Here is a 20,812-nt window from a genome sequence, read left to right as displayed (position 1 = left end):
CGATGAGCGTGACGATCCGCCCCGCGGAAAAGCGGGACGTACCGGCCGTGGCCGAATTGATCGAGGATATCGAGCGGTTCTACGGCGCGACCGACACCAGTATCCAGCCACTGGAGGAACGTCGCGCTCAGGTCGAGGAGGCGCTTTTCGGCTCGCCGCCGCTGGCCTCCGCGCTGCTCGTCGAGGACGGGACCGGGAGCATCGTCGGACTCGCCGCCTACTCGTTTCTGTGGCCTGCCGCAGGCTCCACGCACTCCCTGTTCCTGAAGGAGTTGTACGTCCGCAAAACGCTCCGTCGGCAGCGCATCGGTGCCAGCCTCATGGACGAACTCCGGGCCATCGCAGCGGCGCGCCCCGGGTGCAGCCGTGTGGAATGGATGACCGATAGCGACAACCCGGTGGCACGGACCTTCTACAAGTCACTCGGTTTCGCCGAGTACGACGGGAAGATCGTCTACCGGGTCGATTCCGGCACTGCGTAAGGGCGGTTCGAGACAAGTGGAAGTACAGCGCTGCGACGAGTGCGGCAGCAAGATCGTCATCGGGCTGGGATGCGAATGTCCGCCGGGCTCTTCCGCATCCGCGTCGACGCCCCCGCGTCCGGTGGCCACGTTCGTGAGGACCGAGTGGCGTGCTCACCCGGAGGACACGATCCTGATCTCCCCGGCCCAGTGCGCGCACCGGCCCGGGTGGTGCGACCACATGACCGAGGACGACGTGCAGCCGCCGCGCTGGGGGTGGATCCCGAATCCCCCGCCCGGGCTCTGGGAGCGGTTGAGCAGTGCTTCTCCGGCGACCGCCACCTCGGGCAATCCGCGGCGGCGGGCCGTACGACGGTGCACCACCTGTGAGACGAACCTCGCGCAGGGTTGACCACCGCGCCATGGCACCGCTCTCATCTCGCGTCGGTGGGCGTGGCCTCACCTGTCATCGGCCGCGATCACCTCGGTCAGGGCCGGTAGGCGATGAGGGCGCCGGCCCCTCGTGAGCACGCGTACGTCTTCGTAACCCTCGTCGTCACGGAGTGAGCTGGTGTTGGTGGCTGCCGCGCCATTCGACGAGGAGGACCGTGGCGTCGTCGTCGAGGCGGCCCGCGTGGTGGTTCATGACGGCGCGCATCAGGCGGCGCAGGGTCTCGTGCAGTGTCTGCCGGCCGGAGTGGTGGCGGACGATGTAGTCGACGAAGCGGTCGCGGCCGAACTCGCGGCCCTCGGTGTCGCGGGCTTCGATGATGCCGTCGGTGTACAGCAGCAGGCGGTCTCCCGGTTCCAGCTGCCGGTGGCACTGGGTGACCGGCAGGGCCAGGTCGGTGCCCATGGGGCCGGAGGGCGGGCACCGCAGTTCCATGACCCGCCGGTTGTCCCGGATCAGCAGGGGCGGGTGGTGGCCGCGGTTGATCCAGGCCAGTCGGCCGTTGCCGATGTCGAGGTCGGCCATGATGCCGGTGACGAAGCGGCTGGTGCCGAAGTGGCTGGTGAGCATGGACTCGACCGCGTGGCTGCAGTCGGCCAGGGTGGCTCCCTGGCGGCGGGCGTTGCGGCAGGTGGCCACCGCGAGGTTCGCGGTGATGCCCGCCTTGATGTCGTGCCCCATCGCGTCGAAGACCGCCAGGTGCGCGGCCCGGCCGGCGATGGCGTAGTCGAAGGCGTCGCCGCCCACCTCGTACGCGGGTTCCACCAGGCCGCCGACGGTCAGGTCGTGACCGGCGAAGGCGGGCGGCGGCATCAGGTTCCACTGCATCTCCGCGGCCACGTTCATCGCCTCGGTCCGCACCAGGCGGGCGTAGGAGTCGCTGAACGACCGCTTGCTGAGCAGCAGCAGGGCGATCACCGACGCCAGGTGCCGCAGCAGGCGCCGCACCTCCTCCTCGTCCGGCTCCGCCACGTCCGCGCGCACCACCCCGACGCGCTCCACCCCGTCGGTCACCGGAGCCCACCAGCGCCGCAGCCGCTGTCCCTCGCGCTCCGACTCGGCCAGCATGTCGACCCGCTGGTAGGTGCGCCCGGGCAGGGTCCCCTCGACGCTCAGCTCCTCCCCGCCGTCCGCCGCGGCCAGGCCCCGGCCGGTGATCTGCCGCAGCACCGTCTCCGGATGTCCACGGCGAAGACGGCGACGTCCAGCAGGCCGAGGCGGGCCGCGTGCTCGGCGATCAGGCCGGGCAGCTCCTCCAGCATGACCGTGTGGCTCGCCTCGATCAGGTCGAGCAGGACGTCGTCACCCTCCGGCGACGAGCGGGACGTGTTCATGCTCAGCCGACCCGGGTGCCGGGCCGCCGCGGACCGGTGCGGGACGGTTCCCGCCGGGCCGCGGCCGGCGCGGCGTCGGCGTCCCGCGTGCCCGTCGACGCGCACAGGGTGTGGCCCGCGTCCCGCAACCGCTGCCGGGCCGCCGGTCCGCCGTCCTCGGCGTGGAGCGCCGCCGGCGCCCCGCACCTCTCGACCGGGTTCCCCGGCACCGCGGGGTTCGCCATCGACATCTCCTGCTCCCTACACGCGGCCGGGACGCCGGCGGGTGCGACGCTGCGGCGCAGCTCGCCCCGCGCGTCCGGCGGTGCGGTGGGACCGGCGCCCCGGGGCCGTACCCCGAGGAACCTGGGAGCTGGGTTCACAACCCCTTGTCCTCCGGGTAGCCGAGCGGTCGCTGTTTCACACCTGCCGGTTCGTACGGCGGTCCGCCGGCTCGGCGCGCCCGGCCGTCACGCGGGTCCCAGTTGTCCGTCGATGCTGCTGATCAGTTCCTCGCGCCGCTCGCGGAGCGCGGCCGGGCCGCGGGTCAGGGCGATCCGGTGGGCCTCGACCAGGGGGCCGAGCTCCGGCGGGGGCTCGACCACTCCGGTGAACAGCGGCGCCATCCAGGCGGCCGTCGGCGTCTGCGTCTCCGCTCCGCCGGGCAGGGCCGCGGCCGGGGCGGGCGGCAGGTGGCCGGCCTGGCCGTGCAGCATGCGCGCGCTGAGGATCGCCGCCTCCCAGACCCGCATGCTCTCCAGACGCACCTGCGCGGCGAGTTCGTCGCGCAGCGCGCACAGGTCGCTCCACGCCTTCTCGTGCTCGCGGAGGGCGGTGCCCACCCGGCGTACCAGGACGGAGTAGGTCACCCGGGCGCGCACCAGGCCGCGGCGCGCCTCGGCGGCGCTGTCCGCGTACGGGTTGTGGGCGACGACCTTCAGCACGACGGCCGTGATCGCGAGGACCAGCATCAGCACGGCGACCCAGCCGGACGGGTACCCGCCCTGGTCCGCCTCGTCCGCCTGCGCGTCGCGGGCCCGCAGCCACGCCCACCCGGCGACGGTGACCAGTACGGCGGTCAGGTAGAGGAAGGGCGGGACGAGGGAGGAGAGCAGGGTGAGCGCCGGGCGCCGCTCGCGGCGGGCGCGCACCCACTCGCGTATCCGGTGCAGGGGTACGGCGCATATGTGCCCGGACAGCATCATGGCCAGGGCGAGGACGACGCCGGGCAGGAACGCCACGGCCTGCTCCACCGGTGACGGCGTCTCGTCGGCGCTGGTGAGGTAGAGGAAGACCTGGGTGAAGTACCAGGCGTCGAAGACGGCCATGGCCGCGACCACCGGCCAGCGCAGGACCCGGATCCACGGCTCACGCCGGCGCCGGTCGTGTGCGCCGTCCTCCGCGTGGCGTGCCTCGACCGCTTCCTGCGCCGCCCGGGCCCTGCGGAGCGGGGCGGCGGCCCCGAACCGGGCGAGGGCCTGGACCGCCTCCTCGGTGCGGGCGTGGGCGTCGATCGTGAGCTTGCGGGCGGTGGCGAGCTGCCCGCGGTTGCGGCCGACGATCTCGGCCACCTCGCGGGCGGCGCGCAGCAGCATCCGCATCTCGCCGTTGTCCAGGTGTTCCGGATCGCGTTCCGGTCCGTCCTGCGCGCTGCGCACCAGGGTGCGGATGTCGCATCCGCACCCGTGGTGACAGGGGCTGCCGCGATGGTCGTGCGACATGGGCTGTGTCCTCTTCTCCGGCCCGGCGGGTGTCCGCCGGGCCGGTGCTCGCTGCTCGGTGCTCGGTTCGGTGGGAGTCGGTTCGGTGGGAGTCGGTCGGTGGGGGCGGGTTCGGTACGGGCCGGTCCGCGGTGTCCGTCAGCGGCGCACCGTGACGGCGATCTCCACCCGGCGGTTGCAGGCCATGGCCGCGTGGTCCGGCACCCCGTGGCGGTACTCGGGCGTGCAGCTCGGCCGTTCGTCGGAGTAGCCGCGGGCGGAGTCGACGGTGACACCGCGCCGGGCGAGGGCGGCCTCGACGGCCTCGGCCCGGGCCAGCGAGAGCCGCCGGCCGTGCTGCTCGCTGCCGCGGGAGTCGGTGTGGCCGGAGACGGCGACCGAGAGCGGCCGCAGTTCCCGGATGCGGCGGGCGGCCTCGTCCAGGGTGTCGCGGGCGGCCGGGGTCAGCGCCGAGCGGTCGGTGGCGAACAGCACGGAGCCGGGCAGGGTGAGGGTGGTGACCCTGCCGCGTACGCGTTCGGAGACGGCCGGGAAGGTGACGGCGGGCTCGGCCGGGACCGTCGCGGCGCCGGTCCCCGCCTGCCGGGTGCGCACGCCGGCGCTCACCTCGCAGGCGGAGGCTCCCGTCGCCCGGCACAGCCGCGTCCACAACGCGGTCAGCCAGGCGGTCTGCGGGGACGACGGGGGCCTGCCGTGCGCGGTGCGCCCGATGCCGAGGACGGTGACGTCCACGCCCCTGAGGTCCGGCAGCTCCCCGGCCGTACGGCAGCGTGCCACCGTGTCCCGGATCTCCGCCGTGCCGTCGAATCCGGTGGCCCGGAGGTCGGCGCACCCGGTGTTGACCAGTCCGTCCGTGGCCACGATGATCCGCCGCTTCCCGGCGCCGGGTCCCAGCTGGTCGGCGGCCGCGGCGAGGGCCCCCAGCACGTCCGTGCGGGCGGTGCCCGGTGTGCCCGCGGCCAGCCGGTCCAGCCGCTCCGCCAGGCAGCGGCGCCGGCCCTCGCGCCGTTTCCCCCTCTTCTTGGCGGTGCCCTCGACCGGGGCGACGGCCACGCGGTCCACGTCCCAGTCGACGGTGGCCCGGGTCCCGTCGAAGCCGGCCGCGGAGAGGAGTCCGCCCTCCAGCCGCCGCGGGACGAGCCCCTGGCCGGCCAGCAGGGTGGCGGCCCAGTCCGGTACCCGGCCACCGGTGGCGGCCGCCTTGTCCGGCCGTGCGGAGGAGCTCCGGTCGACGAGGACCGCGGTGCGCGGCCCGGGAGTGCCGGCGGACTCGGAGGTGCTGTCGGAGCGGCGGTCCAGCCAGGCGCAGGACCGCGGCTCGGGCGTCTTGAAGGCGTCGCAGCCGGTGGCCGTGGCGAGGGTGGCCAGCGCGAGCGCGACGGCGCATATCCGGCCGGTGGTACGGGTGGGAGATCTCACTGCATGCTCCAACGTGGACGAAATACGCATTTATGTCTGTTCTCGGCCGGTGTGCTGGGACTTACTGGAACCTCTCGACCACTCAGGGACAGGGGAGTTCGCATGTCCGTTCGCTCAGGCGCCACCGCAGGCGCCGGTACGCCGGCCGGCTCCGCCGAGGAGGGCTCCGGCCTCCAGTCGGCGCTGGCCGTGTACACCTCGCTCCAGACGTCGGCCCAGTTCGCCGACGCCAAGGTCGGTGTCCTGGCCGCCGTCCAGGCGGGGCTGATGGCCGCCGCCGTGCCCCAGGGCGACGCCGTACGGGCGGCCTGGGGCCACGGCGGCTTCGCGGCCTGGGCGGCGGCCGTGCCGCTCGTGCTGCGCGTGGCCGCCTTCCTGCCGGCCGTCTACTGCGTCGTGCAGGCGCTGCGGCCCCGGCTGGGACCGCCGCCCGGCCCCAACCGGTTCAGCCTGCCGTTGCTGGCCGCCGCCGACGGCGCTCCGCCGCAGCCCGGCCGGGACCGGGAGCAGCGCGAACTGTGGGCGCTGATCCCGGTGCTGGCCCGGGTGGCGATGACCAAGCACCGGTACATCGCCCGGGGCGTGGGCTGGACCGGGCTGATGGCGGTGGCCGCCGGTCTGTCCCTGCTCACCGGTCCGCTCCTGGCCTGACCGCCCGGTCCGCCGAGGCGCCCGGGCGGGGCCGGGCCGGAGCCCGCGGTCCGGCCGTTCAGTTCCGGCCGGGCCGGGGCAGCGGCTCGGCCTCGGACCGGTCCGACGGGTCGCCGGGCAGCGGCAGGCCGAACAGCCGCATGGCGTGTCCGAGCCGGTGCTCGTTGCCGGTCATGAAGTCGTAGAGGTCCAGGTGCTGGTAGCCCTTGACCTGCTGCTCCAGTTGCCTCGCGAACTCGGTGAGCTGCTCCTTGCGCTGCCGGAACATGTCGCCGACCTCGGTGGCGGCCTTCTCCGGCTGCTCGGCCAGGAGCACCGCCCACGGCGTCAGCCAGGACAGCCGGTCGTCGTCGTGCGGGCCGCCGGCGAGTCCGGAGGCGAGGAACCGCCGCCACTCCTCCGCGACCTCGCCGAGCAGCCGTACCCGGAGCGCGGACTTCGCGTACCGGTGCTCGATGGCCTGGAGTTCCAGGGCCGCGCCCCGCTGCTGCTCCAGCACCTCCGGCGCGGGCCGCAGGAAGGCGACCGTGCGGCAGCTCACCAGCCCTCCGTCGAGGCATTCGCCCTCCCGCAGCGCCCGGTTGACGGCCTGCTCCGCCTCCTCGACGTGGAAGGGCTCGTAGCGCCGGGTGATGTCCCGGACCTGTTCCACGAGCCGTCCGCCCAGGGACGCCTGGTGGCCCTCGATGGCGCGGCTCAGCGTGTCGTGGTCGAGGCGTCCCTCGGCGCACCAGTCGAGGCGGACCTCGACCAGGAACTCGAAGCCGTCGCCCCTGGCGGGGGTGGAGAACGTCTCGGTGGACGCGCGGTGCACCGCCACCAGTTCCGGCAGCTCCGGGGCCACCTCCACGAAGGACGGCGCGAACGTCTCGCGCCTCCTGCCGCCGATCAGGGCGCGCAGCCAGTGCAGCGGGCCGCGACGCGGTGTGCTTCTCACTTCTCCCACCTCTTCGTCACGTACGTGGCGATCGCCTCGGCGGCCTCGCCCTCGGTCATCTGGTGACTCCACAAGCGCAGGTAGAACCGGATCCGCTCGCGCAGGTCCGTCCCCTCGGGGCCGGCCGCGGGAAGCGCGGCGACGAACTCGCCGACCAGCACGTCGAGGCCCGGCTCCTCACCGGCCCGCTCCACCCAGATCCGCAGGGTGTCCCAGCCGCAGCGGCGGTGCAGGCGGCTGGAGCTGAGCAGGACGTTCCGGGTCAGCCGGAGCAGGTCGGCGCGTGGCCCGGGTTTCGCCAGGAAGGCGGTGACGGCGTGCTCACCGCGGAACCGGCTCAGCCGCAGCAGGCAGTTCGCCGCGTCGTCGCGCAGCCAGTGCCCGGGGGACCCGGCCCAGTCCGCCAGGCGGGCGAGCACCTGCTCCTGCGACCCGGCCGCGTAGATCTCCCGTACGGCGCCCCAGACACTCCTCTTCCCCGACCGCGCGATCTGCTCCAGTCCGTGCAGGGCTTCGCCGGGGAACAGCGCGCCGATCCCGGTGCCGTACGCGGCCTGGGCGCACGCCTGGCAGTCCCGCCGCCCGGACCAGCGCGCCAGCAGCCGCCGGACCCGGGAGACGAGCAGCGGGTCCGCCGCCGCGCGTTCCAGCGCCCAGGCCGCCGCGGACCGCCGCCGGTCGGCGTGCTCCCCCTTCGCGGTCGCCCACCGGGCCAGCAGTTCCTCGCGCACGTAGTCCCAGTCGAGGGTCGCGAGGAGACCGGCCGTCTGCGCGGCCGACACCCGGATCTCCTCCTCGCCCTGGACGACGAGACCGTCCAGCCACTCCAGCAGCGGTCCCCTGGCGCCGCTGTGGTCGCGCCACAGCACTTCCAGGACCGCCTCGCCGAGCCCCGGACGGCCGGCCTGGACCCGGCACTCCGGCTGCCGGGGGTCGACCGGTTGCCCGCCCGCGTCGACGAATCGCACGTCGGCGCCGCTCAGCCAGTCCTGCACGCTCTCCTCGAACAGCGGGAGCTCCGGCACGGCGGACGGCGAGCGCACCCCGTGCAGCAGGCGGGCCAGTCCGAGGGACTCGCGGCTGACCCGGCTCAGCATCCCGCCCTCCAGCACCAGGCAGGCCAGCAGGAAGGCCCGGGACCAGACGGACACCTCGGGCGTGCGGAGGTCGTCGCCGGCGCCCCTGGGCTGCGGTCCCAGCAGTTCCCCGGCCTTACGCCGCAGTTCGGCGCCGAACCCCTCCGCGATCCGGTCCGGGTCGTCCCCGTCGCGCACGCGCCGTTCGAGCCGGCGGGCGAGGCCGGCGACCGCCTCCATGGACCTGCGGCCCCGCAGGTTCTCCCGGAGGCGCTCGTGCTCCAGGAGCCTGCGGCAGTCCTCCGGGAGGTCGGCGAGCCGTACCGCCAGGTGCCGCTCCATCGCCCTGAACCGGAGTTCGTCCGGGACCTCGTGCTCGACGACGTGCTCGTCGAGCCCGCCACCGAGTGCCTGCCGCTCGACGACGATCACCAGCGGTGACCGGCCGTAGGTCTCCGAGCGCAAGCGTATGAGCATCTGCTCCCGCAGTTCCCGCATCCAGTCCCGGCCGTCGCCCACGATGACGTGGCCCAGGCCGGAGCGGAGTCCGCCCTCCTGTTTCACGAGCCGGCGCACGCCCGCCGCCGGGTCCAGTACGACGACACCACCGCCCATCGCCTCCTGGGCGGCGAGGAGCGCGGTGGTGTAGCGCCCGGAGCCGGGATCGCCGCTCAGCACGGCGGCACCGTACGTGGTCAGGTGCTCGACCAAGACCCGGTGCGCGGGCGGCTGCACGTACAGCGTCCTCTGGCGGTCCAGGGCCGTGTCCTCGACCCGGCCGTCGACCGGGTCGACGGCCGGGGCACCGTAGTAGTTCTTGTGGATCGTTCCGGCGGCGTCCCCGCTGCCGAAGCCGACGGCGCGGGCGCGTACGTCCCCTTCGACGAGGGTGGTCGCCAGGCCGCGCACCCGCAGCCGGCGGATGCGGTCGGCCTCTTCGTCCAGGGCGTCCGAGACGTCGGAGGCGTCCGTGTCGTCCGAGCCGCCCGCGTCGTCCGGGGCCGCCGGGGGAACCGGCTCCCCGGCCGTGGTCCGCCCGTCGGCGTGCCCGGCCGCGGACGGGTCGGTCCCGGGGCCCGTCCACGGCTCTTCCAATGGTTCACCGGTCCCACCGGTCAGGTCGTCCATGTCCGGGGTCCCGTCACCGGTGGTAGTTCTTGTGCATGGTCTTCGCCGCGTCACCGGTGCCGAAGTGGTAGACCCCGCCCTTGTTCCTCTTCACCACGGTGGCGGGTCCCGCGGACGGGGCCGGGCCGGGCTCGGGGTCGGCGACGAGGGGCTCCAGTTCCGCCGGGTCGTGCTCGGGCACGTGGATCCAGCCGTAGCCGCTGAACTCCTTCTGCCGGATGTGCGCCCGGACGTACATCGCGGGGTCGAGGGCCGGGCCCTCGCCGCGGAGCTTGACGACGTCCTGGTAGAGGAAGTCGGAGACGATCAGGGCGAGATCGGTCGTGTCGACGGCCTCCAGGACCCGTTTGAGCTGCGGCGCGTTGAGGTAGCGGGCCACGCTGATCGGTGCGGGGCCGCCGTGGCCCAGGGCGGCGGGACGGGCCACGCCGAAGTCGACGGCCACCCTGAGCCGCATCCGTGCCTGCTCGGGCCGGTTGGCGTTGCGTTCGCCGAGTTCCCGGGCCAGGTGGCGGACGAAGTCGCCGAGCACGACGGACTCCGGTGTGTCGGGCGGCAGTACGGCGAACTCCTGGTCGCCCTGCGGCTGGCACATCCAGGCCGTACGGTCGAGGCCGCTGCGGGCGGCCGCGGCGTCCAGCACCCGCACCAGCTCGCCCTGGACGCTCTCCTGGCTCGGGGTGTCGAGGTGGCTGTACTTCTCCAGGTCGGCGGCCATGCACAGATGGCGCGTGATGCCGCGGGCCGTGGGCCGCGGGGGTGGTTGCTGCGGGGGTGGTTGCTGCGGTGTCATGGATCGCATCACCTGTCTGCCGTGCGGAACGGTCGAGGCGTCAACTGTGCGACCGGGGACGGGAAACACCGAGCCGGTCGTAGAAATACGGTTTTCGGCCCGAGGGGCCGGTGACGCGCCCGTTACGGGGTCGCCGGGCCCAGCAGGGCGACGTGCCGGAGCTGTTCCAGGTCGAGGACCGTCGTCCGGCGGTATCCCGTCGTGACGAGGCCGTCCCGGCGCAGCTCGGCGAGGGCCTTGTGGATCGTCGCCTCCGCGGCCCCGGTGAGCGCGGCCATCTCCGGCTGGGTGAGGTCGACGCCTATGACCAGTCCGCGGGGCACCTGGTGTCCGTACCGAGCGGCCAGTTCGGCGAGCACGCGGGCGAGCCGTACCTTGACCGGGTAGCCGCCGAACTCCACCCGCCGCTGGTTCGCCCAGCGCAGCCGCTGCACGACGATCCGGTTGACCGCCCGCGCGACCTCGGGGTGGTCGTCCATGAAGAGGCGGAGGTCGGCCTCGCGGACGATGCTCGCGGCGATCTCCCCGCACGCGGTCACCGTGGCCGACCGCGGCGCCCCGTCGTCCATGGCCGCCATCTCGCCGACGATGTCTCCACCGATGCGGATGGCGAGCAGCGCCTCGTGACCGTTCTCCAGCCCGGCGGTGACCTTGACGAATCCCGACCGCAGCAGCACCACGTGGTTCGAGTGGTCGCCCTCGCGGATCAGGACGTCCCCGGGCAGGTAGCGGCAGCGGGTGCCGAGCCGTAACAGCGCGACGCGCACGGAGTCCGGCAGCCCGCCGAGGAAGCTGCGGGCGGGCCACTCCTGGCGCTGGGATTCGGACAGTGATGCCACGGACACCCCTCCAACACTCCGAGGCCACACCGGATCGATGCGGGCTCGCGCGAATCTCCCGACTCAGAACAGCACTTGGGGGCACCGTTGCGACAGATGCGCGCGCGGGGCAGTAGATGCGCCCGGCGCACGCCGGGCGCGCGCCGCTCTGCGGGGGCTCCCCCGGGCGGCCGCCCGTGCGATCCCCGGGTCCGGACGGCGCAGCCGCAGGGCACGCCGGCCCCCGGTGCGCCCCGGGCGCCTGGGCCGCGGACGAGGGGAGCCCGGGCGCCGGGCGGTCCGGGGGGCGCGGACCGTGCGCCGGCCGGCCGGGGCGTGGCGGTCGCCGTGCGGGCGGGGCACGGTGGTCGGGGGTGTCCGCCGCTCCGGTGGCGTACGGCGGTGACGTGCGCGGGGCGCCCATGCGCCGCGAGCGCAAGAGGTTTTGCGGACGGGCGCGTTGAGGGCTCGGCCGGTCGAGCGGGCGGGCAGTGGCGGTGCGGGGTCCTACCGGTCCCGCGGCCCGCCACCCCGGGTCCTGTGAACCGCCGCGTCTGAAGCCCCCCACCTCCCACACCCCCGGCAGAGGCGGGTCAGCGATTCGTCAGCAGGTTCCTGAGCGCGATGTTGAGTTCCAGGACGTTCACCCGCGGCTCGCCGATGAAGCCGAGGGTGCGCTCCTGGGTGTGGTCGGCGACCAGTTGCCGGACCCGCGGGACCGGCAGGCCGTTCCGTGCGGCGACCCGGCGGACCTGGAGTGCGGCGTAGGCCGGGGAGACGGCCGGGTCCAGGCCGGAGCCGGAGGAGGTGACGGCGTCGGCGGGGACGTCGGAGGGCCGCACGGGGTGGCCGGGCACCGAGTTGTCCGCGACGACGGCGGCCCTGGCGGCGAGCACCCGGGCGCAGAGCGTGCCGGACGCGGGCTCGGCCGGGCACCGGCCGTCCACCGCACCGCTGTCGGCGGCCAGGTTGGTCGCGCCGGAGAGGAGCAGCCGGTACCGCGTGTTGATGCCGTTGGTGCCCAGGCCGTCGGCCGGGCGGCCCTGGAACCACCTGAGGTCGGGCCCGGGAGTCCGCCCGTGCCGTCCCGGCGGGAGGTCGTACGGCTGCCCGATCAGGGAGGAGCCGACGACCCTGCCGTCCGCCTCGACCGCGGAGCCGTTCGCCGTGCCGGGGAAGGCCGTCTGGGCGATGCCGGTGATCACCAGCGGATAGGCGACGCCGGTCACGACCGTCAGCACGAGCAGGGCGCGCAGGCCCGCCCACAGCAGCCGGGCCGTGTGTGCGAGGGAGGTGTTCATGAGGGTCAGCACGCCTTTGCTAGGTCACAGGCCGGGTATGAGGGAGACGAGCAGGTCGATGATCTTGATTCCGGCGAACGGGGCGACCAGGCCGCCGATGCCGTAGACCGCGAGGTTGCGCCGCAGCATCCGGTCGGCGCTCATCGGCCGGTACCGCACGCCCCGCAGGGACAGCGGCACCAGCGCGACGATGACCAGCGCGTTGAAGACGACCGCGGAGAGGATCGCGGAGTCGGGCGAGGACAGCCGCATGATGTTCAGCGTGTCCAGGCCGGGGTAGACCGCCGCGAACAGGGCCGGGATGATCGCGAAGTACTTCGCGACGTCGTTGGCGATGGAGAACGTCGTCAGCGCGCCCCGGGTGATGAGGAGCTGCTTGCCGATCTCCACGATCTCGATCAGCTTGGTCGGGTCGGAGTCGAGGTCGACCATGTTGCCGGCCTCCTTGGCGGCCGACGTGCCGGTGTTCATCGCGACGCCGACGTCCGCCTGGGCCAGCGCGGGCGCGTCGTTGGTGCCGTCCCCGGTCATCGCGACCAGCTTGCCGCCGGCCTGCTCCCGTTCGATGAGCGCCAGCTTGTCCTCCGGGGTGGCCTCGGCGAGGAAGTCGTCGACGCCCGCCTCCTCGGCGATCGCCCGCGCGGTCAGCGGGTTGTCACCCGTGATCATGACCGTCCTGATGCCCATGCGGCGCAGTTCCCCGAACCGCTCCCGCATGCCGTCCTTGACGACGTCCTTCAGGTGGACGACGCCGAGGACGCGGGCGCCGCGCGCGTCGGCCGCGGCGATCAGCAGCGGGGTGCCGCCCGCCGCCGAGATCCGTTCGGTCAGCCGCTGGGCGTCGGCGGCGACCTCACCGCCCTGTGCCGCCACCCAGGCGGCGACCGAGGCGGTGGCGCCCTTGCGGATGCCGCGGCCGTCGACGTCCACGCCGGACATCCGGGTCCGGGCGGTGAAGGCGATCCACTCGGCGTGCGTTAGTTCGCCCCGGTGGCGTGCGCGCAGCCGGTACCGCTCCTTGGCGAGCACGACGATCGAACGGCCCTCGGGCGTCTCGTCGGCCAGCGAGGAGAGCTGGGCGGCGTCGGCGACCTCGGCCTCGGTGGTGCCGCGCACCGGCACGAACTCCACCGCCCGCCGGTTGCCCAGGGTGATCGTGCCGGTCTTGTCCAGCAGCAGCGTGGAGACGTCGCCCGCGGCCTCCACCGCGCGCCCCGACATCGCGAGGACGTTGCGCTGGACGAGCCGGTCCATGCCCGCGATGCCGATCGCGGAGAGCAGCGCGCCGATGGTGGTCGGGATCAGGCAGACCAGCAGGGCCACCAGCACGACCATCGTCGGCCGCGTGCCGGCGTGGGACGCGAACGCGGGCAGCGTCGCGCAGGCCAGCAGGAAGACGATCGTCAGCGAGGCGAGCAGGATGTTCAGCGCGATCTCGTTGGGCGTCTTCTGCCGGGCCGCGCCCTCGACCAGGGCGATCATCCGGTCGATGAAGGTCTCCCCCGGCTTCGCGGTGATCCGGACGACGATCCGGTCGGAGAGGACCTTCGTACCGCCCGTGACGGCGCTGCGGTCGCCGCCGGACTCGCGGATGACCGGAGCGGACTCACCGGTGATCGCCGACTCGTCGACCGAGGCGACGCCCTCGATCACGTCGCCGTCGCCGGGGATGACGTCCCCGGCCGCGCAGACCACGAGGTCGCCGATCCGCAGGGCCGTGCCCGGCACCCGCTCCTCCGGGCCGTCCGCCCGCAGCCGGCGGGCGACGGTACCGGTCTTCGCCCTGCGCAGCGTGTCCGCCTGGGCCTTCCCGCGGCCCTCGGCGACCGCCTCCGCCAGGTTGGCGAAGACGACGGTCAGCCACAGCCAGGCGCTGACGGTCCAGCCGAACCAGTCGCCCGGGTCCGTGGCGGAGAACGCGGTGGTGAGCACCGAGCCGACCCACACCACGAACATCACGGGCGACTTGACCTGCACCCGGGGGTCGAGCTTGCGCAGCGCCTGCGGCACGGACCCGACCAGCGCCCGCGGGTCGAACAGTCCCGCTCCGACCCGGCCCCGGCCGGGCTGCCGCCCGGTGGGGACGCCGCCGTGCGGCACCCGGGCGGGGGCGGTGGCGGACACGGGGTCCGCCGGCTTCTCTGTACGGGTCGTCATCACGCCAGCCCTTCGGCGAGGGGCCCCAGAGCGAGGGCGGGGAAGTAGGTGAGGCCGGTGACGATCAGGATCGCGCCGACCAGCAACCCGGCGAACAGCGGTTTCTCGGTGCGCAGGGTGCCCGCCGTGACCGGCACGGGCCGCTGCCCGGCGAGCGAGCCGGCCAGCGCCAGCACGAAGACCATCGGCAGGAAGCGGCCGAGCAGCATCGCGAGTCCGGTCGTGGTGTTGAACCAGTCGGTGTTCGCGTTCAGGCCGGCGAAGGCCGAGCCGTTGTTGTTGGCCGCCGAGGTGAAGGCGTACAGCACCTCGGAGAACCCGTGCGCGCCGGAGTTCAGCATCGAGTGCGGCGGGGTGGGCAGCGCCATGGACGCCGCCGTGAACACCAGCACCAGCGCGGGGGTGACCAGGAGGTAGCAGGCGGCGAGCTTCATCTCACGGCCGCCGATCTTCTTGCCCAGGTACTCGGGCGTGCGGCCGACCATCAGACCGGCGAGGAACACCGCGATGACGGCCATGATCAGGATGCCGTACAGGCCCGAGCCGACGCCGCCGGGCGCGATCTCGCCCAGCATCATGCCGAGCATCGCCAGGCCGCCGCCGAGACCGGTGAACGAGGAGTGGAAGGAGTCCACCGCGCCCGTCGACGTCAGGGTCGTGGCCACCGCGAAGATCGAGGAGCCGCCGACGCCGAAGCGGACCTCCTTGCCCTCCATCGCACCGCCCGCGGCCTGGAGCGCCGGGCCGTGGTGGGCGAACTCGGTCCACATCATCAGCGCGGTGAAGCCGAGCCAGATGGTGACCGCCGTCGCGAGGATGGCGTACCCCTGCCGGACCGAGCCGACCAGCACACCGAAGGTACGGGTCAGGGAGAACGGGATCACCAGGATCAGGAAGATCTCGAACAGGTTGGTGAAGGGCGTCGGGTTCTCGAAGGGGTGGGCGCTGTTGGCGTTGAAGTAGCCGCCGCCGTTGGTGCCCAGTTCCTTGATGGCCTCCTGGGAGGCGACCGCGCCGCCGTTCCACTGCTGCGCGCCCCCGGTGAACCGGCCCACCTCGTGGATGCCGGAGAAGTTCTGCAGGACGCCGCAGGCGACCAGGACCACCGCGGCGACGGCCGCCACCGGCACCAGGATCCGGACGGTGCCGCGCACCAGGTCGGACCAGAAGTTGCCCAGCTCACCGGTGCGGGACCGGGCGAACCCCCGGACCAGGGCCACGGCGACGGCCATGCCGACGGCGGCGGAGACGAAGTTCTGCACGGCCAGGCCGGCGGTCTGCACGACGTGCCCCATGGTCTGCTCGCCGTAGTACGACTGCCAGTTGGTGTTCGTCACGAACGACACGGCCGTGTTGAACGACTGCGCCGGGCTCACCGCGGCGAAGTGCGGCGAGCCGGGCAGGAGGCCCTGGAGCCGCTGGAGCAGGTAGAGGAAGAGGACGCCGGCCGCCGAGAAGGCCAGCACCCCGCGCAGGTACGCGGGCCAGGCCATCCGGGTGTCCGGGTCGACGCCGATGCCCCGGTGGATCCACCTCTCCACCCGCAGGTGCCGGGGCGAGGAGTAGACCCGGGCCATGTACGTGCCGAACGGGACGTGGACGAGCGCCAGCGCGCCCGCCAGGGCGAGCAACTGGAGGACTGCTGCCGGTACGGGACCCATCTCCGCTCTCAGAACCTCTCCGGGCGGATCAGGGCGAGGACGAGATAGCCCAGCAGGGCGACGGCCACGACCAGGCCGACTATGTTCTCGGCGTTCTCTGCGGTCACAGCTTCGTCACCCCCTTGGCGACGAGTGCCACCAGCGCGAAAGCCGCGACGACGGCGACGACGAAGGCCACATCGGCCATCGTGGACTCCTGGGGTGAGGTTCGGTTCCTTCGGACACTCCGAGGAAACCGCCTTCCCGGCCGGTCACGGCCGCCGTTGACACCTCCCTTACGGCGGCCCGCACGGCTTTGACGGGTCCCTTACGGCACCGCGCCGGGCCCCCTCACCAGGCCCCACCGGTACGCCCGCGCCGCGTGCGGCCGATCACGGCGGTGGCGGCGGCGGTCGCGGCGAGGCTGCCGGCCAGGACCAGCCCCACGCCGACCGCGAAGAGACCGCCGGCGTCGTCCGACCAGTCGAACCAGGCGGCGGCCGTCAGGCCGGCCGCGGTGCCGAGGACCGCGGCCGCGCGGTGCCGCCGGACCGCGGCCCAGTACACCGGCACCAGCAGCGTGAGGACCAGCCCGGCCACCTGCCAGGGCTGGTAGGGGCCGCTCGTCGAGCCGTCCGCCGCCACGTCCCGGTGCTGGTCCCAGCCCAGCCAGGCGGCCCACGCCAGGGGCGCGGCCACGACGGGCGCGAGCACCGGCAGCAGCCGGCGAACGGGGTGCGCATGTCCTTGACTACTCGTGGGTCAAGCCTCGCTCCGCCCGCCGGCGCCGGACAGAGCGGAGATACTCAGCCGCGTCCGGGTACCGGGTACTCAGCCATGTTCCGAGTACCCGGCCGGGTCCGGGGCGCAGCCAGGCCGGGATCTAGGCTTTCCCCAGGAGATGCGCTTCGCCCGCGCCGTCTGTTCCGTCACGAAGGAAGCACCGTTGAACTTCTGGTCGATCTATCAGCACGGTTTCGCGCGCGTCGCCGCGTGCACGGGCCACACCGTCATCGCCGACCCGCACGCCAACGCCGAGGCGGTCCTGCGCCAGGCGCGCCGGTGCGCGGACGAGGGCGTCGCCGTCGCCGTCTTCCCCGAGCTGGGCCTGTGCGGCTACTCGATCGAGGACCTGCTGCTCCAGGACGCCCTGCTCGACCGGGTCGAGGAGGCGCTGCGGACGGTGGTGGCCGGCTCGGCCGACCTGCTGCCGGTGCTGGTCGTCGGCGCCCCGCTGCGCCACCGCCACCGGGTGTACAACTGCGCGGTGCTCGTGCACCGGGGCCGCGTCCTCGGGGTCGTGCCGAAGTCGTACCCGCCGAACTACCGGGAGTTCTACGAGCGCCGGCAGATCGCCGACGGCCACGACGAGCGGGGCGGGACCATCCGCGTCGCCGGCGCCGACGTGCCGTTCGGGGTGGACCTGCTGTTCGCGGCCGAGGACGTGCCCGGGCTGGTGCTGCACACCGAGATCTGCGAGGACATGTGGGTGCCGGTGCCGCCGAGCGCGGAGGCCGCCCTCGCCGGGGCGACCGTGCTGGTCAACCTCTCCGGCAGCCCGATCACCGTCGGCCGCGCCGAGGACCGCAGGCTGCTGTGCCGCTCGGCGTCCTCCCGCTGCCTGGCCGCCTACGTCTACGCGGCGGCCGGCCTGGGCGAGTCGACCACCGACCTGTCCTGGGACGGGCAGACCATGATCTACGAGAACGGGATGCTGCTGGCCGAGTCCGACCGCTTCCCGCTCGGCGACCAGTACGCGGTCGCCGACGTCGACCTCGACCTGCTGCGGCAGGAGCGGCACCGGATGGGCACCTTCGACGACAACCGCCGCACGCACGGGGCGCGGACCGGTGACTTCCGGACGGTCTCCTTCGAGCTGGACCCGCCGCTCACCGACCTCGGGCTGCGGCGGCACGTCGAGCGGTTCCCGTTCGTGCCCGCCGACCCCGAGCGGCTCGCCCTGGACTGCTACGAGGCGTACAACATCCAGGTCGCCGGGCTCCAGCAGCGGCTGGCGGCGATCGGCGGCCCCAAGGTCGTCATCGGCGTCTCGGGCGGCCTCGACTCCACGCACGCGCTGATCGTCGCCGCCCGGGCGATGGACCGCGCGGGCCGGCCGCGCAGCGACATCCTGGCGTTCACCCTGCCCGGCTTCGCCACCAGCGACCACACCAAGGACAACGCCCACCGGCTGATGCGCGCGCTCGGCGTGACCGCCGCCGAGCTGGACATCACACCGACCGCCCGGCTGATGCTCCGGGAGATCGGCCACCCGTTCGCCGCCGGCGAGCCGGTTTACGACGTCACCTTCGAGAACGTGCAGGCCGGTCTGCGCACCGACTACCTGTTCCGGCTCGCCAACCAGCGCGGCGGCATCGTCCTCGGCACCGGCGACCTGTCCGAGCTGGCGCTCGGCTGGTCCACGTACGGCGTCGGCGACCAGATGAGCCACTACAACGTCAACTCCGGCGTGCCGAAGACGCTGATCCAGCACCTGATCCGCTGGGTCGTCAGCAGCGGCCAGTTCGACGACGAGACCGGCCGGATCCTGACCGCCATCCTCGACACCGAGATCAGCCCGGAGCTGGTGCCCGGCGAGGAGATGCAGTCCACCGAGTCGAAGATCGGCCCGTACGCGCTGCACGACTTCACCCTCTTCCAGGTGCTGCGCTACGGCTTCCGCCCCTCGAAGATCGCCTTCCTCGCCTGGCACGCCTGGCACGACCCGGACGCCGGCGCCTGGCCGCCCGGCTTCCCCGCGGCGAAGCGCGGCGCGTACGACCTCGCCGAGATCCGGCACTGGCTGGAGGTGTTCTGCCGCCGCTTCTTCGGGTTCGCTCAGTTCAAGCGCTCGGCCATGCCGAACGGGCCCAAGGTCTCGGCCGGCGGCTCCCTCTCCCCGCGCGGCGACTGGCGGGCCCCGTCCGACGGCAACGCGGAGGCGTGGCTCAGGGACCTGGACCGCTTCGACTGGCCGGAGCGGCAGGCGTAGCGGTCCCCGTCCGGACGCGGGCGTTCGGGGCGCGCGGGAACCGCCCGTCCGCCCGGGCCACTCTTCCTCCTCGTGGCGAGCGTTCCGAATCAGCAAGGGCCCAGGGCCCCGCAGGACCACATGGTGGTGTGCGGCGACGACGGGCTCGCGCACCGGCTGGCCGCCGAGCTGCGCGGGGTCTACGGCGAGCAGGTCGTCCTCGTCGTGCCGCCGAACGGCCGCACCGCCCGGCCGCCGGTGGTCGGCCGGGCCCGGGCCGCGTCGGCCGCGCTGTTCGACCGCGTGGTCAGCGCCGCGGTGGGCACCGTCGGCCGCACGGGCGGCACCGGGCAGCCCGCCGGCCCCGCCGCCGACCAGCGCCGGGAGACCGAGACGGTCTGGGAGGCGGCCGAGCCGACCGAGGAGGTGCTCGCCGAGGCCGGGGTGGCCCGGGCCGCCGCGCTGGCCCTCGTGTACGACGACGACGAGACCAACATCCGGGCCGCGCTGACCGCCCGCCGGCTCAACCCCCGGCTGCGCCTCGTCCTGCGCCTGTACAACCGGCGCCTCGGCCAGCACATCGAGGAGCTCCTCGACCAGGCGGCCGCGCTGGCCGCGGGCGACGCGGAGGACGGCCCGGCCGCCGGGTCCGGGACCGGCACGACCGTGCTGTCCGACGCCGACACCGCCGCGCCCGCGCTGGCCGCCACCGCCGTGGCCGGCACCGGCAAGGTCGTCCAGACCGAGGGCCTGCTGCTGCGGGCCGTGGAACGGCCGCTGCCCGCGGACCCGCCCGCCGCCGCGCCGTACACCCTCGCCCTGCTCTCGGGCGGCGACCCGGACGGCGGCGGTGAGCAGCAGCCGCGGCTGCTGCCCGACGACGAGGAGGTGCGGCGGGCCGCCGGACGGCACGCCGTGGTGCTGGAACAGGTCTCCGCCGCGAGCGGCGCCGAGTCCGCCGCGCCCGGCCGCCGCACCACCGGCGTCATGCCGCTCGCCTCCCTGTTCTCGCGGCGGCTGCGCTGGTCGCTGGCCGTCCTGGCCGGCTGCGTGGCCGGTCTGGCCGTCGCCCTGTGGCTGGTGACCGGCATCCATCCGGTGCGCGCGTTCTACGTCACCCTGCTCGACCTGTTCGCGATCGACGACCCGGCCCTCGGCGCGCCCCTCGGCCGGCAGCTCCTGCAACTGCTGTCCGCGCTGGTCGGGCTGCTGCTCCTGCCGCTGCTGCTGGCCGCCGCGCTGGAGGCGTTCGGCACCTTCCGCACCGCCTCCGCCCTGCGCAGACCGCCGCGCGGTCTGAGCGGGCACGTGGTGCTGCTCGGGCTCGGCAAGATCGGCACCCGGGTGCTGACCCGGCTGCGGGAGCTGGACGTGCCCGTGGTGTGCGTGGAGGCCGACCCGGAGGCGCGGGGCCTGGCCACCGCCCGCCGGCTGCGGGTGCCGGTGGTGCTCGGGGACGTCACCCAGGAGGGCGTCCTGGAGGCCGCCCAGATCCACCGGGCGCGGACGCTGCTCGCGGTGACCAGCGCGGACACCACCAACCTGGAGGCCGTGCTGTACGCCAGGACCGTCCGGCCCGACCTGCGCGTGGTGCTGCGGCTGTACGACGACGACTTCGCCACCGCCGTGTACCGCACGCTGCGGGCCGCCCACCCGCACGCGCTGACCCGGAGCCGGAGCGTCACCCACCTGGCCGCCCCCGCGTTCGCCGGGGCGATGCTGGGACGGCAGGTGCTGGGCGCGATCCCGGTCGAGCGGCGGGTGCTGGTGTTCGCCGCCGTCGACGTCGACGGGCACCCCCGGCTGGAGGGGCGCACCGTGCGGGAGGCGTTCCGGCCCGGGGCGTGGCGGGTGCTCGCGCTGGAGGGCCGCACCGACACCGCGGACGACCACGTGCTGGCGAAGGGCGACCGGGTGGTGGTGGCCGCCACCCGCCGGGGTCTCGCGGAGCTGCGCTGAGCCCCGCGGACCCCTC

Annotated in this window: 18 protein-coding genes; 4 read left to right on the top strand and 14 right to left on the bottom strand. The window is 74.0% G+C overall.

The window, feature by feature from the left end:
* Positions 1-2: 2 nt before the first annotated feature.
* The gene (gene haaN / locus ACZ4K2_RS27260; protein ID WP_467468091.1) at positions 3-482 is read left to right on the top strand and encodes a cyclophane-containing RiPP N-acetyltransferase HaaN; all 480 of its coding nucleotides are present in this window, start codon (positions 3-5) and stop codon (positions 480-482) included.
* Positions 483-1,017: 535 nt separating this feature from the next.
* Here the strand turns inward: haaN and ACZ4K2_RS27255 are convergent.
* The 5 genes from ACZ4K2_RS27255 to ACZ4K2_RS27235 all read right to left on the bottom strand — a co-directional run bounded on the left by ACZ4K2_RS27255 (position 1,018) and on the right by ACZ4K2_RS27235 (position 5,365).
* Positions 1,018-2,082 carry a PP2C family protein-serine/threonine phosphatase gene (locus ACZ4K2_RS27255; RefSeq protein WP_467468093.1) on the bottom strand — a complete coding sequence of 355 codons (1,065 nt, stop codon included), beginning with the start codon at positions 2,080-2,082 and terminating at the stop codon, positions 1,018-1,020.
* Positions 2,025-2,246 (bottom strand): hypothetical protein, encoded by a 222-nt coding sequence (locus ACZ4K2_RS27250; RefSeq protein ID WP_467468095.1) that lies wholly within the window; start codon positions 2,244-2,246, stop codon positions 2,025-2,027. The genes ACZ4K2_RS27255 and ACZ4K2_RS27250 overlap by 58 nt, the downstream gene beginning before the upstream one ends.
* 2 nt (positions 2,247-2,248) lie before the next feature.
* Positions 2,249-2,476: a DUF5133 domain-containing protein gene (locus ACZ4K2_RS27245; protein ID WP_467468097.1), complete on the bottom strand. Its 228-nt coding sequence runs from the start codon at positions 2,474-2,476 to the stop codon at positions 2,249-2,251.
* Positions 2,477-2,695: 219 nt separating this feature from the next.
* Positions 2,696-3,946: a hypothetical protein gene (locus tag ACZ4K2_RS27240; protein WP_467468099.1), complete on the bottom strand. Its 1,251-nt coding sequence runs from the start codon at positions 3,944-3,946 to the stop codon at positions 2,696-2,698.
* Between the two features lie 138 nt (positions 3,947-4,084).
* Entirely contained in the window at positions 4,085-5,365 is a 1,281-nt protein-coding gene (locus tag ACZ4K2_RS27235; protein WP_467468101.1) for an OmpA family protein, read from the bottom strand.
* A 102-nt stretch (positions 5,366-5,467) separates the two neighbouring features.
* Here ACZ4K2_RS27235 and ACZ4K2_RS27230 point away from each other — a divergent pair, with 102 nt between their 5' ends.
* Positions 5,468-6,016 (top strand): Pycsar system effector family protein, encoded by a 549-nt coding sequence (locus tag ACZ4K2_RS27230; protein ID WP_467468103.1) that lies wholly within the window; start codon positions 5,468-5,470, stop codon positions 6,014-6,016.
* Between the two features lie 58 nt (positions 6,017-6,074).
* On the opposite strand, the gene ACZ4K2_RS27225 is transcribed toward ACZ4K2_RS27230, so the two are convergent.
* The 9 genes from ACZ4K2_RS27225 to ACZ4K2_RS27185 form a co-directional block, all read right to left on the bottom strand.
* Positions 6,075-6,953 (bottom strand): hypothetical protein, encoded by an 879-nt coding sequence (locus ACZ4K2_RS27225; RefSeq protein WP_467468105.1) that lies wholly within the window; start codon positions 6,951-6,953, stop codon positions 6,075-6,077.
* Entirely contained in the window at positions 6,950-9,157 is a 2,208-nt protein-coding gene (locus tag ACZ4K2_RS27220) for a hypothetical protein (RefSeq protein WP_467468107.1), read from the bottom strand. The genes ACZ4K2_RS27225 and ACZ4K2_RS27220 overlap by 4 nt, the downstream gene beginning before the upstream one ends.
* Positions 9,158-9,170: 13 nt before the next feature.
* Positions 9,171-9,875, bottom strand: a complete 705-nt coding sequence (locus ACZ4K2_RS27215) for a hypothetical protein (RefSeq protein ID WP_467468109.1) — start codon at positions 9,873-9,875, stop codon at positions 9,171-9,173.
* A gap of 197 nt (positions 9,876-10,072) precedes the next feature.
* Positions 10,073-10,789, bottom strand: a complete 717-nt coding sequence (locus ACZ4K2_RS27210) for a Crp/Fnr family transcriptional regulator (RefSeq protein ID WP_467468111.1) — start codon at positions 10,787-10,789, stop codon at positions 10,073-10,075.
* Positions 10,790-11,361: 572 nt separating this feature from the next.
* Positions 11,362-12,069: a potassium-transporting ATPase subunit C gene (locus ACZ4K2_RS27205; protein WP_467468113.1), complete on the bottom strand. Its 708-nt coding sequence runs from the start codon at positions 12,067-12,069 to the stop codon at positions 11,362-11,364.
* A gap of 24 nt (positions 12,070-12,093) precedes the next feature.
* Positions 12,094-14,226 carry a potassium-transporting ATPase subunit KdpB gene (kdpB, locus tag ACZ4K2_RS27200; protein WP_467468115.1) on the bottom strand — a complete coding sequence of 711 codons (2,133 nt, stop codon included), beginning with the start codon at positions 14,224-14,226 and terminating at the stop codon, positions 12,094-12,096.
* Positions 14,226-15,887, bottom strand: coding sequence for a potassium-transporting ATPase subunit KdpA (gene kdpA / locus ACZ4K2_RS27195; protein WP_467468118.1), 1,662 nt, complete (start codon positions 15,885-15,887; stop codon positions 14,226-14,228). The genes kdpB and kdpA overlap by 1 nt, the downstream gene beginning before the upstream one ends.
* A gap of 8 nt (positions 15,888-15,895) precedes the next feature.
* Entirely contained in the window at positions 15,896-15,994 is a 99-nt protein-coding gene (gene kdpF / locus ACZ4K2_RS27190; protein ID WP_467468120.1) for a K(+)-transporting ATPase subunit F, read from the bottom strand.
* A gap of 223 nt (positions 15,995-16,217) precedes the next feature.
* Positions 16,218-16,580: a hypothetical protein gene (locus ACZ4K2_RS27185; RefSeq protein ID WP_467468122.1), complete on the bottom strand. Its 363-nt coding sequence runs from the start codon at positions 16,578-16,580 to the stop codon at positions 16,218-16,220.
* A 232-nt stretch (positions 16,581-16,812) separates the two neighbouring features.
* Here ACZ4K2_RS27185 and ACZ4K2_RS27180 point away from each other — a divergent pair, with 232 nt between their 5' ends.
* Both ACZ4K2_RS27180 and ACZ4K2_RS27175 read left to right on the top strand, forming a co-directional pair.
* Positions 16,813-18,858, top strand: coding sequence for an NAD(+) synthase (locus tag ACZ4K2_RS27180; protein WP_467468124.1), 2,046 nt, complete (start codon positions 16,813-16,815; stop codon positions 18,856-18,858).
* 120 nt (positions 18,859-18,978) lie between these two features.
* Positions 18,979-20,796 carry a potassium channel family protein gene (locus ACZ4K2_RS27175; RefSeq protein WP_467468813.1) on the top strand — a complete coding sequence of 606 codons (1,818 nt, stop codon included), beginning with the start codon at positions 18,979-18,981 and terminating at the stop codon, positions 20,794-20,796.
* The last annotated feature ends 16 nt before the right edge of the window (positions 20,797-20,812 follow it).

The sequence above is a fragment of the Streptomyces sp. NPDC025833 genome, from assembly GCF_055558055.1.
The sequence above is the reverse complement of the archived record's forward strand: the minus strand, read 5'-3'. Positions and strand labels throughout refer to the sequence as shown.